Source organism: Vibrio sp. Vf1514, assembly GCF_052076135.1.
In the GTDB taxonomy this organism is placed as follows: Bacteria; Pseudomonadota; Gammaproteobacteria; order Enterobacterales; family Vibrionaceae; genus Vibrio; species Vibrio furnissii.
The window spans coordinates 3118447-3137779 of record NZ_CP197267.1; the positions used below are offsets into that span (position 1 = coordinate 3118447).

Sequence of the window (19333 nt, forward strand, 5' to 3'; positions counted from 1 at the left end):
ACCTACAAGGAGATAGCATTATGAGTTATCAACACATTTTAGTTGCCGTCGATCTCTCAGAAGACAGCAAACTTTTGATCGACAAAGCGGTTGCGCTGGCTAAGCCTCTGAATGCCGAGATCTCTTTTATTCACATTGATGTGAACTATGCCGAGCTCTACACCGGGCTGATCGACATCAACCTGGCGGAAACGCAACACCACGCAATGGAAGCGTCTCAGAAACAGCTGCAAGAGATGGCCAACTACGCCAACTACCCGATTCGCCACACCTTGGTGGGCAGCGGCGATTTGAGTAACGAGCTGTGCGACACCATCAATGAGTTCAACATTGATTTAGTGGTGTGCGGTCACCACCAAGATTTCTGGAGCAAACTGCTGTCCTCAACCCGTCAGCTCATTAATTGCTCACCTGTCGACCTGTTGGTTGTACCACTCAACGACTGACGACGAAGAAAAACTCAGTTAGACTGCAGATAAATTTTCATTAAACCATTCTCGTTATGATTTATTTATCTGCAGTGACCCTACTTTGGGCCTTCTCATTCAGCCTGATCGGCGTGTACCTCGCCGGTCAGGTCGATTCTTGGTTTTCGGTGCTAATGCGGGTGGCCCTCGCCAGCCTCGTGTTCCTTCCCTTTCTTAAGTTCAAACACGTCCCCGGTCAGCTGATTGGCAAACTGATGGCAATTGGCGGCATTCAACTTGGCTTGATGTACTGCTTCTACTACCAATCATTTTTGCTGCTCTCCGTGCCGGAAGTACTGCTATTTACCGTGTTTACGCCGATTTATGTCACCCTGATTTATGACTTGCTCAAAGGGCGGTTCTCGCCGTGGTATCTGGTCACTGCCGTGATTGCCGTGGCAGGCGCAGCGGTGATTAAATTCGCCGGCATCAATGACAACTTCTTCCTAGGCTTTATGGTGGTACAAGGCGCCAACCTCTGCTTTGCCATCGGTCAGGTGGGCTACAAATACGTGATGGAACGCGAAACTGTGACGCTGCCGCAACACACGGTGTTTGGCTACTTCTATCTCGGCGCGCTGGTGGTCGCCAGTGTCGCGTTTCTGCTGCTTGGCAATCCGAGCAAACTGCCCACCACTTCGCTGCAATGGAGCATTCTGATTTATCTTGGCGTGATTGCGTCGGGATTTGGCTATTTTGCGTGGAACAAAGGCGCGTGCATGGTCAACGCCGGCGCGCTGGCGATCATGAACAACGTGCTGGTGCCCGCGGGTCTGGTGGTCAATATTCTGATCTGGAACCGCGATGTGGATGTGCTGCGTCTGTCGCTGGGCGGATTGGTTATTCTGCTCTCGCTGTGGGTCAATGAAACCTGGGTCAAACGCCGTGTGGAATTGCACTACCGCACCTTTGACCAATAAGCGAATGCACCGTCAACAAATAAGCTGAAAGCGACACACAAAAAAGCCCACCGAATAGTGGGCTTTTTCATGGCATCAGCATCAGTGCACGTGCGTCAGCACGCGGCTGTCGGTTAACACCACGCTAGGAGTCAACGCATCAAATTTGGCTTGCAGCGCTTGCTGCTTTTTCATCACTTTTTGTTGCTGTTTGAGCACTTTGGCCAGCTTCTTCTGATATTTTTTCTGCTTTTTCAGCGTCTTCTTCGCCAGTTTCAGCGCCGCTTTTTCTGCAGACTTGCTGCGCGTCGCACGTACATCAAGTGCCCCTTGGGCTTTGCTTGCACGTTTGAGCGTGGGCAAGGCTTCGGGCTTACACAGCGCATTTTTGTCGGCGGATGAACGGGCACAAGCACGGCACATAAAGGCCGGTTGCGCCACCAAGCGATGAATCTCACCCAGGGAGGTGGTGATGTCACGACGATTTAACTTACACAATCGTTTCGTCATGGTCGAGGCTCCAGCTAAGAATAGGAATAATTCTTAGTTAGATATAACCGTCCCCCCGCGGAAACGCAAGTGCTGATTTATTGGCTGTCGCCCATCGCAGCAATCACGTACACATCAAAGCGGTTCTTCTTGGTTTCAATCGCCATGCTCGGTTTGTGTTCATTCAACCATTCGGCGTAATCCGGACGCTTCACCACCACACGTTTGGTCGCCAGCGACAATGCCGGTGCCAGCAACGCATCTGCGTCGTTGTCGGCCCCGACCAAGGATTGAAACACGCGCATCTCTTTTTTGACCAGCGCGGTTTTCTTTTTGTTTTCCGGGTGCGGATACATGGGATCGAGATAGACCACGTCTGGGCGTTCAAACGTTGCATCCTGCGCCAGCTGATCCAGCGCAGCATGGCTGGACGCATGCAGCAACGTGACTCGTTCACTGACCCACGGACCGATTTCTGCATCGAGTTGCGCGCGCATCAGGCCATCGTCGAGCAACGCCGCAACCACCGGATGACGTTCCACCATCTGCACCTTGCAGCCCAATGACGCCAGCACAAACGCATCACGCCCCAAACCTGCCGTGCCATCAAGCACCGTCGGCGTCACGCCTTTGTTCAACCCTGCAGCTTTAGCAATTGCCTGACCTTTGCCGCCACCAAATTTACGGCGATGCGCCACCGCGCCGCTGACCCAGTCAACGTAAATCGCACCCAGTTTGGGCTCATCGGTTTTACGCAGTTCCAAGCGTTCCGCCGTCAGCACCAGCGCAAACGGGCTGCTGGCATCGTGGCTTAAGTGCCAGCGCTTGGCGATACGTTGCAGTTCTTCAGCACGTTCGCGGACTTCACAAATCAGTTGTAGCTGCAAAGGTCTCACTCCAGAATCGAGGGGGTCAAATCGGCGGCCAGTGTAGCCGATTTTCAGCGTGGCGGCTAAGCCTTCTGCGCGGTCAGCAGTTGTTCAACCAGCTCGTCAATCGGCTGTGGTTTGCCAATCTGATAACCCTGCGCAAAATGGACGCCAATCTCGCGTAAACGCTGCAAAATCGCCTCATTTTCGACGAACTCGGCCACGGTCTGTTTTCCCATCTGGCGGGCCAAATCGTGGATTGAACGCACCATCAAATGGTCTGTCTCATTCACATCAATGTCGCGCACAAATAGGCCATCGATTTTAACAATGTCGATCGGCAACTTTTTCAGGTAGCCGAACGAAGAGAGCCCCGATCCAAAATCGTCCAACGCGATGCGACAGCCGAGCTGTTTCAGGCGACTAAACAGATCAATCGCCTGATTGAGGTTGCGCATCGCGGCGGTTTCGGTGATTTCAAAACAGATTTTTTCGCATGGCACGTCACTGCGTTGCAGCCGCGCCAGCAGCGTGTCGATGAATTCCGCATTGCCCATCGAGTGGCCGGACAGGTTGATGGAACACAAACCCAAGTGAGCCAGCACCTGCGGGCGAGTTTCAAACCAGCGCAGCGTCTGTTCCACCACTTGTTTATCCAGCAGGTGTGCCACGTTATAGCGTTCAGAGGCAGGCACGAAGATGCCCGGCGACACGTACTCGCCTGCCGCGTTCTTGATGCGCACCAAAATCTCAAAGTGCATGCCCGCGTCATCCCCGCTCAACGCCAGAATCTGCTGCGCAAACAGCTCGACGCGATCTTTTGCCAGCGCATCATGCACCAGATTGACGCTCTCCATCTCCAACTGACGGCGGCACAGATCCGCATCGTCCTGACGATACAAGTTGTAGCGGTTGCGTCCCTCTTCTTTGGCAGCGTGACACGCGGTGTCCGCTTGCGCGTGCACCATCTGCGGTGACGTCGCAGTGTGGTCAATCAAACGAATCCCGATCGAACACGTCAAATTGAGGCGAATGTCATCCCACCAAAACGCGTGCTCAGCCAAGGTCGCGACGATGATTTTCGCCACCTGAATCGCATCTCGCTCGGTGCAGTCTTTGAGCAAAATAGCAAACTCATCACCGCCCATGCGCGCCAAAACGGCGTTGTACGGCAACACCTCTTCCAACATGCTGGCGCAAAACTGAATCGCGCCGTCTCCGGCATCGTGGCCGGCGGTGTCATTGAGGACTTTGAGTTGGTCGAGGTCGAGGTACAACATGGCGTGCGTGCGCAGTTCGGTTTCCGTCTCTTGCAGCGCTTGCGCCAGTTCCAGCTCAAACTGGTTGCGGTTGTAGGTGTTGGTCAGCAGGTCAAATTTGGCTTGATAAGCCAGTTCATCAGCCAGTTTGCGCGTGGGCGTCACGTCTTCTCCCACAATCAGCAGATGGCCCGTTTCCACCAGCGCACGAATGTTTTCACGCACCCAAATGGCGTGGCCATCAGCATGGCGATATTCAATTTCACGCTGCCACACGCCTTGCAACGATTGATTGGGTTGCAGCAACATTTGACGCGCGCTGAGCGCTTGCTCGCTGAGGTAAAACTCTTTCAAGCGATGGCCGAGCATCTGCGAGGCATCAAACCCGAGCATCTGCTCGGCAAACCGGTTCACTTGTTGAATGCGGTTCTGCTCATCGAGCGTCAGCATCATCACCGGTTGCAGGTCGTAATAGTGACTGAGGCTGGCTTCACGCTGAAACAGTTTGTCTTCGGTGATTTTCCGCCAGGTAATATCTTGCGCTTCACACAGGTATTGAATCGGTTCCCCCGGCATGTTGAACATGGGTTTGAATGCCCATTCCAATACAATGGCACCCTGATCGGCGTGCCAGATTTCCGCTTCAAACTGCCGCGGTTGGGTGGAGACTTCTTCAAAGTACGCTTTGATGCGTTCGGCGGAGGCATCTTCCCAGTGCGGATGCTGCCACAACGGCTGTTCGAGGCTCACACCTTGGCGGTACAACAGTTCCTGAAATTTATGATTGCAGGAAATAAGCCCGCCCTGATGATCAAAAATACCGATATAGTGGTTACTCTGTTCAAACACCGACTCCAACAGGCGCTGATGATCGCGGATCTGGCGTTCACTGTTGCGCAGCCGTACGAGGTAGTAAAGTAACAAGGCGAGGACGCCGACCACCAGCACCAGCCCTGTCAACACCGTGGCGATGTCCCAATGTTGATGATTGCTCAGCCCGATGCGTTCAAAGAACGTCGGCGCTGCTGACGTGGAGAGAGGAGCCGCGTGAAGCGGCGCCACCATGACGCTCAAAAACAGCGATGACATGGCGAAAAATAAGCGAGCCACAAACGGATTCCTTGGCAGAGTCGATGATTAATGATATCACTCCAAATCATAGATTATCCGTGTGATATTCTGACCAATTGCACAAAACGCAGGATTTAATATGCAAGTAGCCACAGCAAAACTGGACGAATTGGATCGCGCGATTCTGAAAATTTTGATGGATGACGCCCGGACCCCTTACGCAGAAATGGCCAAGCAGTTCAATGTCAGCCCCGCCACCATTCACGTGCGTATCGAGAAGATGAAAGCCGCGGATGTCATTCAAGGCACCGAAGTGGTGGTGAACACCAAAAAGCTCGGATACGACGTGTGCTGCTTTATCGGCATCAACCTTAACGCCGCGCGCGATTACCATTCCGCGCTGGCCAAGCTCAATGCGCTAGATGAAGTGGTCGAAGCCTATTACACCACTGGCGCGTACAACATATTCGTCAAACTGATGTGTAAATCGATTGAAGAGCTGCAATACGTGCTGATCGACAAGTTGCAGGCGATCGACGAAGTCCAATCCACCGAAACACTGATTTCGCTGCAAAACCCGATCAACCGCAACGTCAACCCATAAAAAAACCCGGGACTCAGCCCGGGCTTTTCTTGTAAATTTTGTTTATTTGTTCAGGTATTTCAACAGCTCATCGGGTGAGATACCTTGTTTGGCGAGCTCTTTCGCCAGCAAATCAACTTGTTCGTTCTTGCGTGAATCAATCACTTGCTGGAATTGAAAGACCAGATCACGCAACACCGGCAGTGGTACCTGCTTGGCGGCACTACGAACACGTTCACTACTTTGGTTGCCCAGCTCTGCGAGCAATTTGCCAAACATAACCTTTTCTGGAGACTCGTCGAGTTGTTCCCAGATGCGAGCCATTTCATAGGTTGTCATAGACATCGTATCGTGATTCCAAAGCATTTTTCTAATGAATGAAGAGGCCACAATATACACGCCTAATCGAATTTAGAAAATAGCCGTTTGAGTGAATTTACCAAAGCTTACGCTACGATTCCAAAGCCCATTGGTGCCAAGCACGGCCCGCTTTTGAAAACAGAATGATCAGGGCCGGCGCGATAAGCCACATATGCAATGCAATCAGCATTTGCGGCTCCAAGTGTAAACGTTGCAACGTGCCAACCACCAGACCGGAACCACTCATTTGGAATAAACCTAACAATGCGGCTGCGGTGCCCGCTTTATCACCAAACGGCGCCAACGCTTTGCCTGCCGCTGCGCCCAGAATCCAAGCAAAACCAATCGATGACACGAAAATCGGCAGCATGAACGCAAATGCCGTCGCCACATCGGCCAGCATCACCATGGTGACCCCAGCCACCAGCAGCGCGCTGATGCCCATCACCAAGGTGGTGTGAGTACCAAAGCGGTCCATGATGCGCGGCGCCGTCATACAAGCGACGATATTCACCACCGCGTTGATCCCAAACCAGAACGTAAACTGGTTCATGGTCAGGCCCAAATGTTCCATTAACACCACCGGGGCCGATGTCACGTACGCCAGAATCACCGCCATCGCGAGCAAGCACAGCGAGGCATGGAACAGGAACGACGGGGTTTTCAGCACCGACCAGTAACGCGACAACTTAAACACCGCTTGTTTTTCGGTGACGGGGTTGGTCTCTTGCATTCGCACCAGCAACAGTAATCCAACGGTCACGGCAAACCCCGCCATAAAGCTGAAGTTCGCTCGCCAGCCAAACTGCTGCGTGAGCCAACTGCCCAGAATAGGCGCCAGCGCAGGAATAAAACAGATGGCGCCATTGAGGTAACTGATCATTTTACCGCTGCGTTGCGGGCCGAAAATATCGCGAACTGTCGCAAAGGCTGCTACCGATGTCGCACATGCACCGAAGCCTTGTAGCAGACGGGCCGTCAGCATCCATTCAATGCTTTGCGCGCTCCACGCCAATAAAGCGCTCACCGCATAAATGCTGATGCCACCCAATGCAACAGTTCGACGACCGAGTTTGTCTGCCAGAGGACCGGCAAACAACTGGCCGACCCCCATCGCAAACAGAAACCAAGTAATCGTGTCTTGAGCCAGAGCGTGTTCCACGTGAAACGTCTGCGCAATTTGCGGCAAAGCCGGCAAATAAATATCAATCGCCAAAGGGCTAAACAGGACCAACAGCGTCAGTAATACCATTTGCTGTTTACTCGGTCCGCTCGAATGCGTCACGCTCACGTGCTTCTCCAACTAAATTAATGAGACTTCGCGCATCATAGAGCAATCCTGATATGCGTAAAAATGGCTTATAATCATCAGTAATATTCCTCTTAGGAAAATCAGATGAAGATTGAAAAGTTAGCCCGCATCGATCTCAACTTGTTGGTGTGCCTCAAAGTCCTCAGCGAAGAGTTGAGTGTCACGCGCACCGCCAACCGCCTCTACCTCAGCCAATCGGCGGTGAGTAAATCGCTGGCCAAGCTACGCGAGCAATTTGATGACCCGCTGTTTATTCGCACGTCACACGGCCTAAAACCGACCCCCAAAGTGGTATTTCTCAAGCCCAAGCTCGACATTCTGGTCAATCAACTTGAACTCATCACGCAGCCAGAGCAGTTTTCACCGCAATCGAGTGAGTACCGTTTCCACATCGCCACGGTTGAAAGTGTCTATCCGTTGATCCTGCCCCATTTTTTGCCTGCTATCTTCAGTCAGGGTCCGAACCTCAACATCAGTACGCACGCGTGGACCGAGCAAACGTTCAAAAAGCTGCAACTGGGTGAACTTGATTTTGGCTTGACGGGGAAAGACATCGACATCAATGACGCGCGGCTGACCATGATGCCGCCGAGTGACATCTGCGAGCAGGAAATTTACCGCGACACCCAAATGTGTGTGGTGCGAAAAAACCACCCGGCGCTGAGCCGACCGTGGAATCTCGAGCAGTATCTGGCACTGCGCCATGTGCAAGTGCGTTGCGATGGCAACGACCGCTGGTTGTTGGACTATCGCTTGGCCGATATGGGCCATGAGCGCGACATCGCCATCACGGTGCCCGACTTCAATAGCGCAGCCAGCTTGTGTACCTACACCGATTTTGTGTTTACCGCGCCGAGCCATTTCACCCATTTGGTCGCACATCAAATGGATTTGGTGGTACTGCCGCTACCACTGGAATTTCCGCCGATGGCCTACACGCTGTTTTGGCATCGCGATCGAGAAAATGACCCGGCGTTGAACTGGCTGCGCCAGATCATTCAAACCAAAACACTCCATTTGCGCTGAGCAGACGACGATTTGCACGCCTTGGGCAAAAGGAGTAGCTTAGTCGCACTTGTCCCGGGCCAGCAAACCACCGCATGTGCCGTCACAAAGGACTGTTCAAAAAAGGATAATCACCGATGCCACACTCCATTTCACAACGTGTTACCGAGCTGCGTCACTGGCTAGCACAACACGATTTCGATGCACTCATTGTGCCTCACGAAGATGAATATCTGGGCGAATACGTGCCCGAACACAACGAACGTCTGCATTGGCTGACCGGGTTTACCGGTTCAGCGGGTGCGGCAGTGATCACCCGCGAACACGCCGCGATCTTCGTCGATGGTCGGTATACCGTGCAAGTTCGCAAACAAGTTCCGAGTGACCTGTTTGCGTATCACCACTTGATTGAAGAACCCTACTTGGCGTGGCTGAAAAACGCCCTCCCCAACGGTGGCAAAGTGGCTTACGACCCACGCATGCACCGCGCCAGTTGGCTCAACGCCGCGCAAGCGACACTGGGAACCACGCTGCCGTTGGTCGCCACCCGCGGCAACGCCATTGACCAACTGTGGCACGATCGCCCAGCGCCTGTCGTTTCTGACATGCGCCTGATGGGCAATGATCTGGTGGGCGTCGACAGCGCAACCAAGCGCCGCACCATCGCAGAGATTCTGGTCAGCAAAAACGTCGACAGCGCCATTTTGACCGAACTTGATTCCATCTGCTGGCTGCTCAACATTCGCGGCTTGGATGTCTCTCGCCTGCCAGTTCTGCTGTCGCACGCGATTGTGCATGCCGATGCCAGCGTGGACTTCTTCCTCGATCCCGCACGGTTAGCGCCGGGCTTTGATGCCCATGTCGGCGCCGGTGTTCGCGTTCATCAGCCCGACACTTTGGAATCCCACTTGGTGCAACTGCGCGGCACACGCGTGATGGTTGATCCTGCCACCAGCAATGCTTGGTTTACCTTGGTATTGCAAAACGTGGGCGTTGAACTGCTCAACGATGCCGACCCGTGCCTGCTGCCTAAAGCGGCGAAAAACGCCACCGAAATTGCCGGCATGAAAGCGTGTCACGTGCGCGATGGCGCAGCGATGACCAAGTTCCTCGCCTGGCTGGATAGCGAAGTGGCGGCCGGCCGGTTGCACAATGAGGCTGAATTGGCCGATCAACTGCAAGCGTTCCGTGAACTCGACCCAACGCTGGCCGATCTGAGCTTTGATACCATTTCGGCCGCGTGCAGCAACGCCGCCATGTGTCACTACAACCACATGAACCAGCCGCAACCGGGCCAGTTGGAAATGAATACACTGTATCTGGTCGACTCCGGCGGTCAGTACATCGACGGCACCACCGACATCACTCGAACCATCGCCATTGGTGATGTGAGTGACAAGATGAAACAGCAATTTACGCTGGTGCTTAAAGGCCACATCGCACTCGCCAAAGCGCGCTTCCCTCAAGGCACCTGCGGCCATCAGTTGGACGTGTTGGCACGCCAATACCTGTGGGCCAATGGCTATGATTACGATCACGGCACCGGCCACGGCGTCGGCCATTTCCTGAGCGTGCATGAAGGCCCACAACGTATCAGCAAAGTGTTCAACAACGTTGCGCTGCGCCCGGGCATGGTGCTGTCAAACGAGCCGGGTTACTACCGCGCCGACGGCTTTGGTATTCGTATTGAAAACTTGGAATTGGTTACGGAAGTCGCCACCCAAGGTGATTTCAATGTGCTCGGGTTTGAATCACTCACCCGCTGCCCGATTGATGTGCGCGCCATCAACGTCAACCTGCTGACCAAACCGGAACTCAACTGGTTGAACGCCTACCACGCCACGGTATGGGATGAAGTCAGTCCGTTGGTCGATGGGGATGTTCGCGCTTGGTTACGCCAAGCAACGCAGCCCATCCATCACGCTTAAGGGCCTCAGGCCACGATCAATCCCTTAACGACGTTGTCGTTAAGGGATTTTTTTCGTTTACACCCCGCAACAATTACATTTACCACTAAACGTTACGCATCAAATTAATTTTTTATTTACCCATTAAATACCTGTTTCAAATCAATTAATTCATCAAAACCATCCCAACCCACCCCAGATACGCCAACATTTTAGTTTGAGATCTAATGATTTTTTGTTTAACGTATATTTAACTAATCGTTCAATTAAAAATGATAAGGACTCGTGATGCCGAAAGTTGGAATGCCAGATATACGCAAACCACAGTTGGTTCAAGCCACCATGGCAGTGATCGAACGCGTTGGGTTACATGCGGCCAGTATCGCGCTGATCAGCCGTGAAGCCGGCGTCTCAACCGGCATCATCAACCACTACTTCGGCGGCAAACACGGATTGTTGGAAGAGACCATGCGCGCGATTTTGCGCGAGCATTCGGTCACCGTCACACAGGCGTTGGCGAAATTGCCTCGCGATGCGCATCAGGCACGCATCAACGCCATCGTCAATGCCAACTTCGAAGGCTTCCAAGCCGAAAGTCAGGTGGTCAAAACCTGGCTGGCGTTTTGGTCTTACTCGATGCACGACGCTCAACTGCATCGCTTACAGCGCGTGAACGAACAGCGTCTGCTCTCTCACCTCAAAATTGAACTGAACGCCCTGCTTCCACGCCACCATGTTCAATCGGTGGCCCACGGCATCGCCGCCCTGATCGATGGCATCTGGCTACGCGGCGCACTGAACCCCGACGGGATCAACGCCCAGCAAGCGCGCGTTTTGATCAACGACTACTTAGACATACAACTGGCGCAACATGCGCTGACAACCGACTAGGTCTTCACATGGAACATGCATCACTTTATATCGATGGCGCGTTAACTCACGCGACATCCGGGGAAACCTTTACCTCATACAACCCGGCCACAGGCGAACCGCTCGCTGTATTGGGTCACGCCAGCGCCGCAGACGTCCAGGCAGCGGTGGATTCTGCGCAGCGCGGCTTCGCAATTTGGTCGGCAATGACCGCCGTAGAGCGCAGCCGCATTCTGCTCAAAGCCGTGGCGATTTTGCGCGAACGCAACGACGAACTGGCCCTGCTCGAAGTACTTGATACCGGTAAACCGATTCAAGAGGCAGACTGTGTGGACATCGCCACCGGCGCTGACGTGATTGAATACTTCGCCGGCCTCGCACCCGCGCTGCAAGGCGAGCAACAACCACTCTCCGCCAGCCAGTTTTTCTACACCCGCAAAGAGCCGTTAGGGATTTGCGCTGGCATTGGCGCGTGGAACTACCCGATTCAAATCGCGATGTGGAAATCAGCGCCTGCGCTCGCCGCGGGTAACGCGATGATCTTCAAACCGTCGGAAGAAACGCCGCTCAGCGTGTTGAAACTGGCGGACATCTTTACCGAAGCGGGCATGCCTGCGGGCGTGTTTAACGTCGTGCAGGGCGATGGCCGAGTCGGCCAGATGCTGACCGCGCATCCGGCGATTGCCAAAGTTTCCTTCACGGGCGAAACAGGCACCGGTAAAGCGGTGATGGCAGACAGCGCGCGCAGCCTTAAATCCGTCACCATGGAACTGGGTGGTAAGTCCCCGCTGCTGGTGTTTGAGGATGCCAAGCTCGATCAGGCAGTTTCTGCGGCGATGGTCGCCAACTTCTACACCCAAGGCGAAGTGTGCACGAACGGCACCCGCGTGTATGTGCATGCGCATTTGTACGACGCATTCATCGATCAGCTGAAATCCCGCACCGAACAACTGATCGTGGGCGATCCGCAAGATCCGCGCACTCAAATCGGCGCGCTGATCTCCAACGATCATATGCACAAGGTTTTGGCCGCCATCGACAGCGCCAAAGCGTGCGGTGCCAAGCTGCTGACCGGCGGCTACCAAGTGACAGACAACGGCTTGGCCAATGGCAATTTCGTTGCGCCGACGGTGTTTGTCGACTGCGACGACAACATGGATTTTGTGCAGCAAGAAATCTTTGGCCCAGTGATGGCCGTCATGAAGTTCGATGACGAACAAGAGGTCATTCAACGCGCCAACAACACCCACTACGGCTTGGCCGCTGGCGTTTTCACGCAGAACCTGTCGCGCGCGCACCGTGTCATCCACCAGCTTGAAGCGGGTATTTGCTGGATCAACACCTGGGGTGACTCGCCAGCGCCAATGCCCGTTGGTGGCTACAAGCTCTCGGGCGTGGGACGTGAAAACGGCATCGAAACGCTTAACCATTACACCCAAACCAAAAGTGTATTGGTGGAACTGGATGATTTCGTCGGGCCATATGCGTAAGGAGACAGCATGAAACAACACTTTGACTACATCGTCATCGGTGCGGGTTCCGCTGGCTGCGTGCTGGCCGACCGTTTAACCGAAAGCGGTGAACACTCCGTGCTGCTGCTCGAAGCCGGCGGCAGTGACAAAAGCATCTTCATTCAGATGCCCACCGCGCTCTCATACCCGATGAACAGCGACAAATACGCCTGGCAGTTTGAATCGCTGCCCGAGCCCGGTCTCGATGGCCGCGCCCTGCACTGCCCGCGTGGCAAAGTGTTGGGCGGTAGCTCGTCGATCAACGGCATGGTGTACGTGCGAGGCCACGCGTGTGACTTTGATGAGTGGCAACAACACGGCGCGACAGGCTGGGATTACGCGTCGTGTTTACCGTATTTCAAACGCGCGGAACGCTGGCGCGGCGGCGCGGATGACTACCGTGGTGGCGAGGGTCCACTCGCGACTTGCAACGGCAACGACATGACGCTCAACCCGCTCTATCAAGCCTTCATCGATGCCGGTCAGCAAGCTGGTTACCCCAAAACCGGCGATTACAATGGCTATCAGCAAGAAGGCTTTGGCCCGATGCACATGACCGTCGATAGTGGCGTGCGCGCCTCCACCGCCAATGCGTACTTGCGCCGCGCACTTAAGCGCAGCAACCTGACGCTGCTAAAAGGTGTGTTGACGCGCAAAGTGGTGCTGAAAAACAAACGGGCAATCGGTGTCGAGTTTGAACGCAACGGCCAAATTCAAGTCGCGTTTGCCAATCGTGAAGTGGTCTCCAGCGCAGGCTCGATCGGTTCGCCGCACCTGCTGCAATTGTCCGGTATCGGCCCTCGCGACGTGTTAGAACACGCAGGGATTGACGTGCACCACGAACTGCCCGGTGTGGGCGAAAACTTGCAAGATCATCTGGAAATTTACTTTCAGTATCGTTGCCAACAACCCATCACACTCAACAGTAAGCTGGGGTTGATCAGTAAAGGCATGATCGGTGCCGAATGGATACTGACCAAACGCGGTTTGGGGGCCACCAACCATTTTGAATCGTGCGCGTTTATTCGCTCACGTGCCGGACTCAAGTGGCCTAACCTGCAATACCACTTTTTACCAGCCGCCATGCGCTATGATGGACGCACCGCGTTTGACGGTCACGGGTTTCAAGTTCACGTGGGCCCCAATAAACCGATGAGCCGCGGTCGCGTGTGGCTTCGTTCCAGCGATCCCAAACAAAAACCGGCGATTCTGTTCCGTTACCTGTCCGAACCACAGGACATTCAGGACTGGCGCGATTGTATTCGCCTCACACGTGAAATTCTGGCGCAGCCGGCGCTGGATGATTACCGCGGCGATGAAATTCAGCCTAGTCTTGCGGTCAGCAGCGATGCCGAGATTGATGCGTGGGTGAAGCAAAATGTCGAGAGTGCCTACCACCCGTCGTGCACCTGTAAAATGGGCGCCGATGATGATGACATGGCCGTGCTCGACAGCGCTTGCCGAGTCCGTGGCATTGACGGGCTGCGCGTCGTGGATTCGTCCGTCTTTCCCACCATTCCCAACGGCAACTTAAACGCGCCGACCATCATGGTCGCCGAGCGCGCCGCCGATCTGCTGCTGGGCAAAACGCCTCTGCCCCCCAGCGAAGCCCCCGTTTGGATCGCGCCGCAGTGGCAGACCCAACAACGTCAAACCGCGCCGCAACGCGCGCTGGATGCTCAACCGTCCGTGGCACTGGACACACAATAAGGAAATCCCCATGCGTCACCTCATGACTTTCACCGCAGCCACGCTGCTTTCTCTCAACGCCTATGCCGACAACTGCAACACGGTACGTTTTGCCGATGTGGGTTGGACGGACATCACGGCGACCACCGCCGTCACCACTGAACTGCTGCATGGTTTGGGCTATCAAACCAAAACCGATTTGCTGTCGGTTCCCGTCACCTATTCATCGATGGCCAATGGCGATATTGATGTCTTCCTGGGCAACTGGATGCCAACCATGGAAGGCGACATCGCCAAGTATCGCGATGCCGGCACCGTGGAAACGCTCCGCGCCAACCTCGAAGGCGCCAAATACACGCTGGCCGTTCCTCAATACGTGTATGACGCCGGCGTGCACTCGTTCGCGGATCTCGCCCAGCACGCAGACGCGTTCAAGCACCGCATTTACGGCATCGAACCGGGCAACGATGGCAACCGTCTGATTCAATCCATGATCGATAACAACGCCTTTGATCTCAACACCTTCGATCTGGTTGAGTCGAGCGAAGCTGGCATGGTGTCGCAAGTCAAACGCGCCGTGCGCCGCAAACAGTGGATTGCCTTTTTGGGTTGGGCGCCACACCCCATGAATAGCAATGTCAAAATGGCCTACCTCAGCGGTGGCGATGATTACTTCGGTCCGAACTACGGCGGAGCCAACGTGTATACCAACGTGCGTCAGGGCTACGTTTCGCAGTGTCCGAATGTCGGCCAGTTGCTCAACAACCTCTCTTTCAATCTGGAGATGGAAAATGCATTGATGGAAGCGATCCTCAACCAAGGTCAACAACCATCGAAGGCGGCCAAAGCATGGTTGCGTGAGCACCCGGAAGTATTGTCAAAGTGGCTCAACAAGGTCACCACACTCAATGGCAAACCTGCTGAGCAAGCCATCCACGACTACCTTAACTCCGATATTTAATTCAGCGCCGGTGGAGTCCATCTCCACCGCACTTCAAGGACTTCTCAACTTATGATTAGCGATCACAAAATTCCGTTAGGCCATTGGATGGAAGCCGGGGTCGACTGGCTGACCCTGCATGCGTCCGGCTTTTTCGATGCCATTTCATTTCTGCTCGAAAGCATCATCATGGTGCTGGTCGACGTGTTCAAATGGTTCCCGCCCGCCGTGCCGATTGTCGTCACCGCCGCCCTCGCGTGGTGGCTGCACCGCAGTCTGTCGTTGGTGATTTTTATCATCGCTGCACTGCTGCTGATTCTGAATTTGGGCTACTGGCAGGAAATGCTGGAAACTTTTGTTTTGGTGTTTGCCGCGACAACGATTTCCGTATTAATTGGCGTGCCCCTTGGCATCATGGCGGCGCACCGCCCGTGGATGTACACCGTGATGCGGCCGATCCTCGATTTGATGCAAACCGTACCGACGTTTGTGTACCTGATTCCGACGCTGGTGTTGTTTGGTCTGGGGATCGTTCCGGGGCTGATCTCGACGATTATCTTTGCCATTGCGGCGCCCATTCGTCTGACCTATTTGGGCGTCACACGTGTGCCGGAAGCACTGATCGAGGCTGGTAAAGCGTTCGGGGCCAGCAACATGAAATTGCTGTTTAAGGTCGAGCTGCCGGCGGCGTTACCCAGCATCATGGCAGGCATCACACAATGCATCATGCTGTCACTGTCGATGGTAGTGATTGCCGCGCTAGTCGGCGCCGATGGGTTGGGCAAACCGGTCATTCGCGCGCTCAACACGGTGAACATTTCGCAGGGCTTTGAAGCCGGTCTCGCCATTGTGCTGGTTGCGATTATTCTCGATCGCTTGTGCAAAGCGCCTAACAGCAAGGAGGTGTCATCATGAACGCCATCAGTATTGAAAATCTGGATGTGGTGTTTGGTTCCCATACCGCACCCGCTCTCAACTTACTGGACCAAGGCAAAAGTCGTCAGCAAATCATCGATGAAACGGGCCTCGTGGTAGGCGTGGATAACGTCAGCTTGGATGTTCAACAAGGTGAAATCTGCGTGTTGATGGGCTTGTCGGGTTCCGGCAAATCCAGCCTGTTACGTGCCGTGAATGGCCTGAATCCAATTACGCGTGGCGCCCTGAAAATTCAAGATGGCGATCAGTGCATCGATTTAGCCCACTGCGACGATGCGACCCTGCGTCACCTACGCACTCATAAAGTCTCGATGGTGTTTCAAACGTTCGCCTTGATGCCGTGGCTAAATGTGCTGGATAACGTGGCATTTGGTTTAGAGATGCAAGGGATCAGCAAGAGCGAACGCCGTCAGCGGGCGCGCGAAAAACTGGCCATGGTTGGCTTGTCGGAGTGGGAAACGAAATTCCCTCATGAACTGTCTGGCGGCATGCAACAGCGTGTCGGTCTGGCTCGCGCCTTTGCGATGGACAGTGACATTTTGTTGATGGACGAACCGTTCTCCGCCCTCGACCCGCTGATTCGCAGCCAACTGCAAGATGAGTTGCTGAGCCTGCAAAAACAGCTCAACAAAACCATCATCTTTGTGAGCCATGATTTGGACGAAGCCCTGAAGATTGGCTCACGCATCGCCATCTTAGAATCCGGCAAACTGATTCAGTATGGCAAGCCAGAAGCGATCGTCCTGACGCCTAACACACAATATGTGCAGGACTTCGTGGCTCATACCAACCCACTGAATGTGCTCAAAGGCCGTTCGTTGATGAACAGTTGCGACGACCTGATTCAAGACAACGGTCGCTGGCAGATTTGTCAGCAGTCAGATGTATGGGTGGAACAGCAAGCGCAGCGCTGGGTGGTGTCTGGCGATTCCCCGTTAAAACTGATTGAATGGCATGACGAGATGTCACACCAGCACCTCACCCCGGACACCTTGGTAATGGCCAGCCCAGACATCGACATGCGCGATGCGATTGAAATCCGCTACCACACCGGCAACCCGATTTTGCTGATGGAGGAAAACCAGTTGGTCGGCACGTTAAGCGATCATGATTTCTACCATGCGCTGCTCGGCAAATATCACCAAGTGGATGCGGCTTAAATGAGGTCAATCCAGTGAGCCGCTTGAGTCGTCCTCAATAGAATCGCTGAAAAATGGCATCGATAGAAGAAAGGCGACCATCAGGTCGCCTTTTTGTGTTTCACGTGAAACATGAACATCGTTTAGCCAGAGTAAACGGCATGCCAATCATGCCACACTGCTTCCAACCCTTTGGCTTTCATGGCCTGTTCCACTTGCCAAGCCGGCCGTTCATCGCTGGTCGCGAACTGCTCCAATTCCGCTTTGGGATCGGCATATCCCCCCGGCTGGGTCTTCGATGCCGCCGACATACTGGTGATGCCCAACATGGCCACATTATCGCGAAACGCCGGCGTCTCACGCGTCGACAAAGACAACTCCACTTCCGAGTTCAACAAACGAAACGCACAGATCAGCTGCACCAATTGTTTGTCACTCATCACTGACTTGGGTTGCAACGCCCCTTCACAGGGTCGCAAACGCGGAAACGAAATCGAATAACGTGACTGCCAATACGTCTTCTCCAAATAGTGAAGATGTTCGGCGACGTAGACACAATCGGTACGCCAATCTTCCAGACCAATCAGCGCGCCCAAACCAATTTTATCAATCCCGGCTTTGGCCAATCGGTCAGGCGTGTCGAGACGAAAATTAAAATCCATCTTATTGCCGCGCAAGTGATGCTGCGCATATGTCGATGGATGGTACGTTTCCTGATACACCATCACCGCGTCGAGCCCCAAGGTTTTCAACTCGGCATACTCTTCCAGCTTCAGCGGTTGCACTTCCATTGCCAGATAATGGAACGACTGCTTAATCATCGGCAGCATTTGACGAAAGTAATTCATGCCAACTTTGGTTTCGTGCTCACCGGTGACGAGCAGTACGCTGTCAAACTTCATCTGCTTGATCGCCGCAATCTCCTGCGCCACATCATCTTGAGATAACGTTTTACGCTTGATGCGGTTCTCCATAGAAAAACCGCAATACGTGCAGGCGTTGGCACACAAGTTCGATAAGTAGAGTGGAATGTAAAACGACATGGTATTGCCAAAGCGGCGCCGAGTCGCCTGATAAGACAGTTGCGCCATCTGTTCCAAGTACGCTTCTCCGGCGGGAGAAATCAGGGCTTTGAAATCCTCCACGTCGCGTTTGCTTTTTGCCAGTGCTCGCTCAACGTCAGCCGCGGTTTTGCCGTACACCGACAACTTAATGTCATCCCAATCCAGTTGGTTGAATCGTTGTACAAAGCTCATCGTGAACCATCCAGAAATGCGGTAAATGGACTCGACGCAGCCGCATGCTGATGTTGCGTTGCCAAGCCGGATTCATACGCCAGTCGCCCCGCTTCTACCGCGAGTTTGAAAGCGCGTGCCATCGCAATCGGATCGCTTGCCGTGGCAATGGCGGTATTCACCAGCACGGCGTCGGCCCCCATCTCCATCGCCAGCGCTGCATCCGAAGGTGCACCAATGCCTGCATCGACAATGACCGGCACGTTTGCTTGATCGATGATGATTTCCAGAAAGGTCTTTGAACTCAACCCCTGATTGGTACCAATCGGCGCACCGAGCGGCATGACCGCAGCGCAGCCCACTTCCTCCAACCGTTTACACAGCACCGGATCGGCATGGCAATATGGCAACACGGTAAAGCCATCTTTCACCAACTGTTCAGCCGCTTTCAGCGTTTCAATTGGGTCAGGCATCAGGTATTTCGGATCTGGGTGGATTTCCAGTTTGAGCCACGACGTCCCCAACGCTTCACGCGCTAAATGCGCGGCAAAAACCGCATCACGCGCTGTTTTGGCACCCGAGGTATTGGGTAGTAAATGAATTCCCACCGCAATCAACGGCGCCAGAATGTCATCATCACGTTCGGCCAAGTCAACGCGTTTCAGCGCCATGGTGACCAGTTCAGATTCACTATCACGAATGGCATCGGCCATCACATGACGATTGGCAAATTTGCCTGTCCCGGTTAAAAGCCGGGAGCGAAAAGTTTTATCAGCTATGGTAAACATGGCG

The 19333-nt window shown here is 54.0% G+C and carries 18 protein-coding genes; 11 read left to right on the forward strand and 7 right to left on the reverse strand.

The genetic code is table 11. The features are described from left to right. The first annotated feature begins 20 nt into the window (after positions 1–20). Positions 21–446 (forward strand): universal stress protein UspA, encoded by a 426-nt coding sequence (uspA, locus tag ACS18Q_RS14500; protein ID WP_004724302.1) that lies wholly within the window; start codon positions 21–23, stop codon positions 444–446. 56 nt (positions 447–502) lie between these two features. Then, on the forward strand, positions 503–1387 hold the full coding sequence (locus ACS18Q_RS14505; protein ID WP_004724301.1) for a carboxylate/amino acid/amine transporter: 885 nt from the start codon (positions 503–505) through the stop codon (positions 1385–1387). An 81-nt stretch (positions 1388–1468) separates the two neighbouring features. On the opposite strand, the gene ACS18Q_RS14510 is transcribed toward ACS18Q_RS14505, so the two are convergent. From ACS18Q_RS14510 to ACS18Q_RS14520, 3 genes are all read right to left on the reverse strand, one after another. Beyond that, positions 1469–1876 carry a hypothetical protein gene (locus ACS18Q_RS14510; protein WP_014204217.1) on the reverse strand — a complete coding sequence of 136 codons (408 nt, stop codon included), beginning with the start codon at positions 1874–1876 and terminating at the stop codon, positions 1469–1471. 77 nt (positions 1877–1953) lie between these two features. Continuing rightward, positions 1954–2742 carry a class I SAM-dependent methyltransferase gene (locus ACS18Q_RS14515; RefSeq protein WP_055466621.1) on the reverse strand — a complete coding sequence of 263 codons (789 nt, stop codon included), beginning with the start codon at positions 2740–2742 and terminating at the stop codon, positions 1954–1956. Between the two features lie 65 nt (positions 2743–2807). Next, positions 2808–5093: an EAL domain-containing protein gene (locus ACS18Q_RS14520; protein ID WP_441257199.1), complete on the reverse strand. Its 2286-nt coding sequence runs from the start codon at positions 5091–5093 to the stop codon at positions 2808–2810. Positions 5094–5193: 100 nt separating this feature from the next. On the opposite strand from ACS18Q_RS14520, the gene asnC reads away from it, so the two are divergent. Further along, positions 5194–5658, forward strand: a complete 465-nt coding sequence (asnC, locus tag ACS18Q_RS14525; RefSeq protein WP_004724297.1) for a transcriptional regulator AsnC — start codon at positions 5194–5196, stop codon at positions 5656–5658. Positions 5659–5700: 42 nt separating this feature from the next. On the opposite strand, the gene tsrA is transcribed toward asnC, so the two are convergent. Together tsrA and ACS18Q_RS14535 are read right to left on the reverse strand one after the other, a co-directional pair. Further along, complete coding sequence (gene tsrA / locus ACS18Q_RS14530; protein WP_004724296.1) at positions 5701–5982, reverse strand: H-NS-like global regulator TsrA; 282 nt, start codon at positions 5980–5982, stop codon at positions 5701–5703. A gap of 106 nt (positions 5983–6088) precedes the next feature. Beyond that, positions 6089–7249 carry a multidrug effflux MFS transporter gene (locus ACS18Q_RS14535; protein ID WP_004724295.1) on the reverse strand — a complete coding sequence of 387 codons (1161 nt, stop codon included), beginning with the start codon at positions 7247–7249 and terminating at the stop codon, positions 6089–6091. A 144-nt stretch (positions 7250–7393) separates the two neighbouring features. Here ACS18Q_RS14535 and ACS18Q_RS14540 point away from each other — a divergent pair, with 144 nt between their 5' ends. The 8 genes from ACS18Q_RS14540 to choV all read left to right on the forward strand — a co-directional run bounded on the left by ACS18Q_RS14540 (position 7394) and on the right by choV (position 17327). After that, a complete protein-coding gene (locus ACS18Q_RS14540) occupies positions 7394–8335 on the forward strand; it encodes a LysR family transcriptional regulator (RefSeq protein WP_004724294.1) in 942 nt (313 codons plus the stop codon). Positions 8336–8451: 116 nt separating this feature from the next. After that, the gene (locus ACS18Q_RS14545; protein ID WP_441257200.1) at positions 8452–10242 is read left to right on the forward strand and encodes an aminopeptidase P family protein; all 1791 of its coding nucleotides are present in this window, start codon (positions 8452–8454) and stop codon (positions 10240–10242) included. Positions 10243–10509: 267 nt separating this feature from the next. Further along, positions 10510–11112 carry a transcriptional regulator BetI gene (betI, locus tag ACS18Q_RS14550; protein ID WP_004724292.1) on the forward strand — a complete coding sequence of 201 codons (603 nt, stop codon included), beginning with the start codon at positions 10510–10512 and terminating at the stop codon, positions 11110–11112. An 8-nt stretch (positions 11113–11120) separates the two neighbouring features. Beyond that, the gene (gene betB / locus ACS18Q_RS14555; protein ID WP_441257201.1) at positions 11121–12581 is read left to right on the forward strand and encodes a betaine-aldehyde dehydrogenase; all 1461 of its coding nucleotides are present in this window, start codon (positions 11121–11123) and stop codon (positions 12579–12581) included. A 9-nt stretch (positions 12582–12590) separates the two neighbouring features. Next, positions 12591–14312: a choline dehydrogenase gene (gene betA, locus ACS18Q_RS14560; RefSeq protein WP_441257202.1), complete on the forward strand. Its 1722-nt coding sequence runs from the start codon at positions 12591–12593 to the stop codon at positions 14310–14312. A 10-nt stretch (positions 14313–14322) separates the two neighbouring features. Further along, positions 14323–15252 (forward strand): choline ABC transporter substrate-binding protein, encoded by a 930-nt coding sequence (locus tag ACS18Q_RS14565; RefSeq protein ID WP_441257203.1) that lies wholly within the window; start codon positions 14323–14325, stop codon positions 15250–15252. A gap of 51 nt (positions 15253–15303) precedes the next feature. Next, on the forward strand, positions 15304–16146 hold the full coding sequence (choW, locus tag ACS18Q_RS14570) for a choline ABC transporter permease subunit (RefSeq protein WP_055466617.1): 843 nt from the start codon (positions 15304–15306) through the stop codon (positions 16144–16146). Next, the gene (gene choV / locus ACS18Q_RS14575; protein WP_206982367.1) at positions 16143–17327 is read left to right on the forward strand and encodes a choline ABC transporter ATP-binding protein; all 1185 of its coding nucleotides are present in this window, start codon (positions 16143–16145) and stop codon (positions 17325–17327) included. Before choW ends, choV begins: the two co-directional genes overlap by 4 nt. Before the next feature lie 122 nt (positions 17328–17449). Here the strand turns inward: choV and thiH are convergent, their stop codons facing one another. Together thiH and ACS18Q_RS14585 are read right to left on the reverse strand one after the other, a co-directional pair. Further along, positions 17450–18562: a 2-iminoacetate synthase ThiH gene (gene thiH / locus ACS18Q_RS14580; protein WP_206982366.1), complete on the reverse strand. Its 1113-nt coding sequence runs from the start codon at positions 18560–18562 to the stop codon at positions 17450–17452. After that, positions 18559–19329, reverse strand: coding sequence for a thiazole synthase (locus tag ACS18Q_RS14585; RefSeq protein WP_441257204.1), 771 nt, complete (start codon positions 19327–19329; stop codon positions 18559–18561). The genes thiH and ACS18Q_RS14585 overlap by 4 nt, the downstream gene beginning before the upstream one ends. Between the last annotated feature and the right edge of the window lie 4 nt (positions 19330–19333).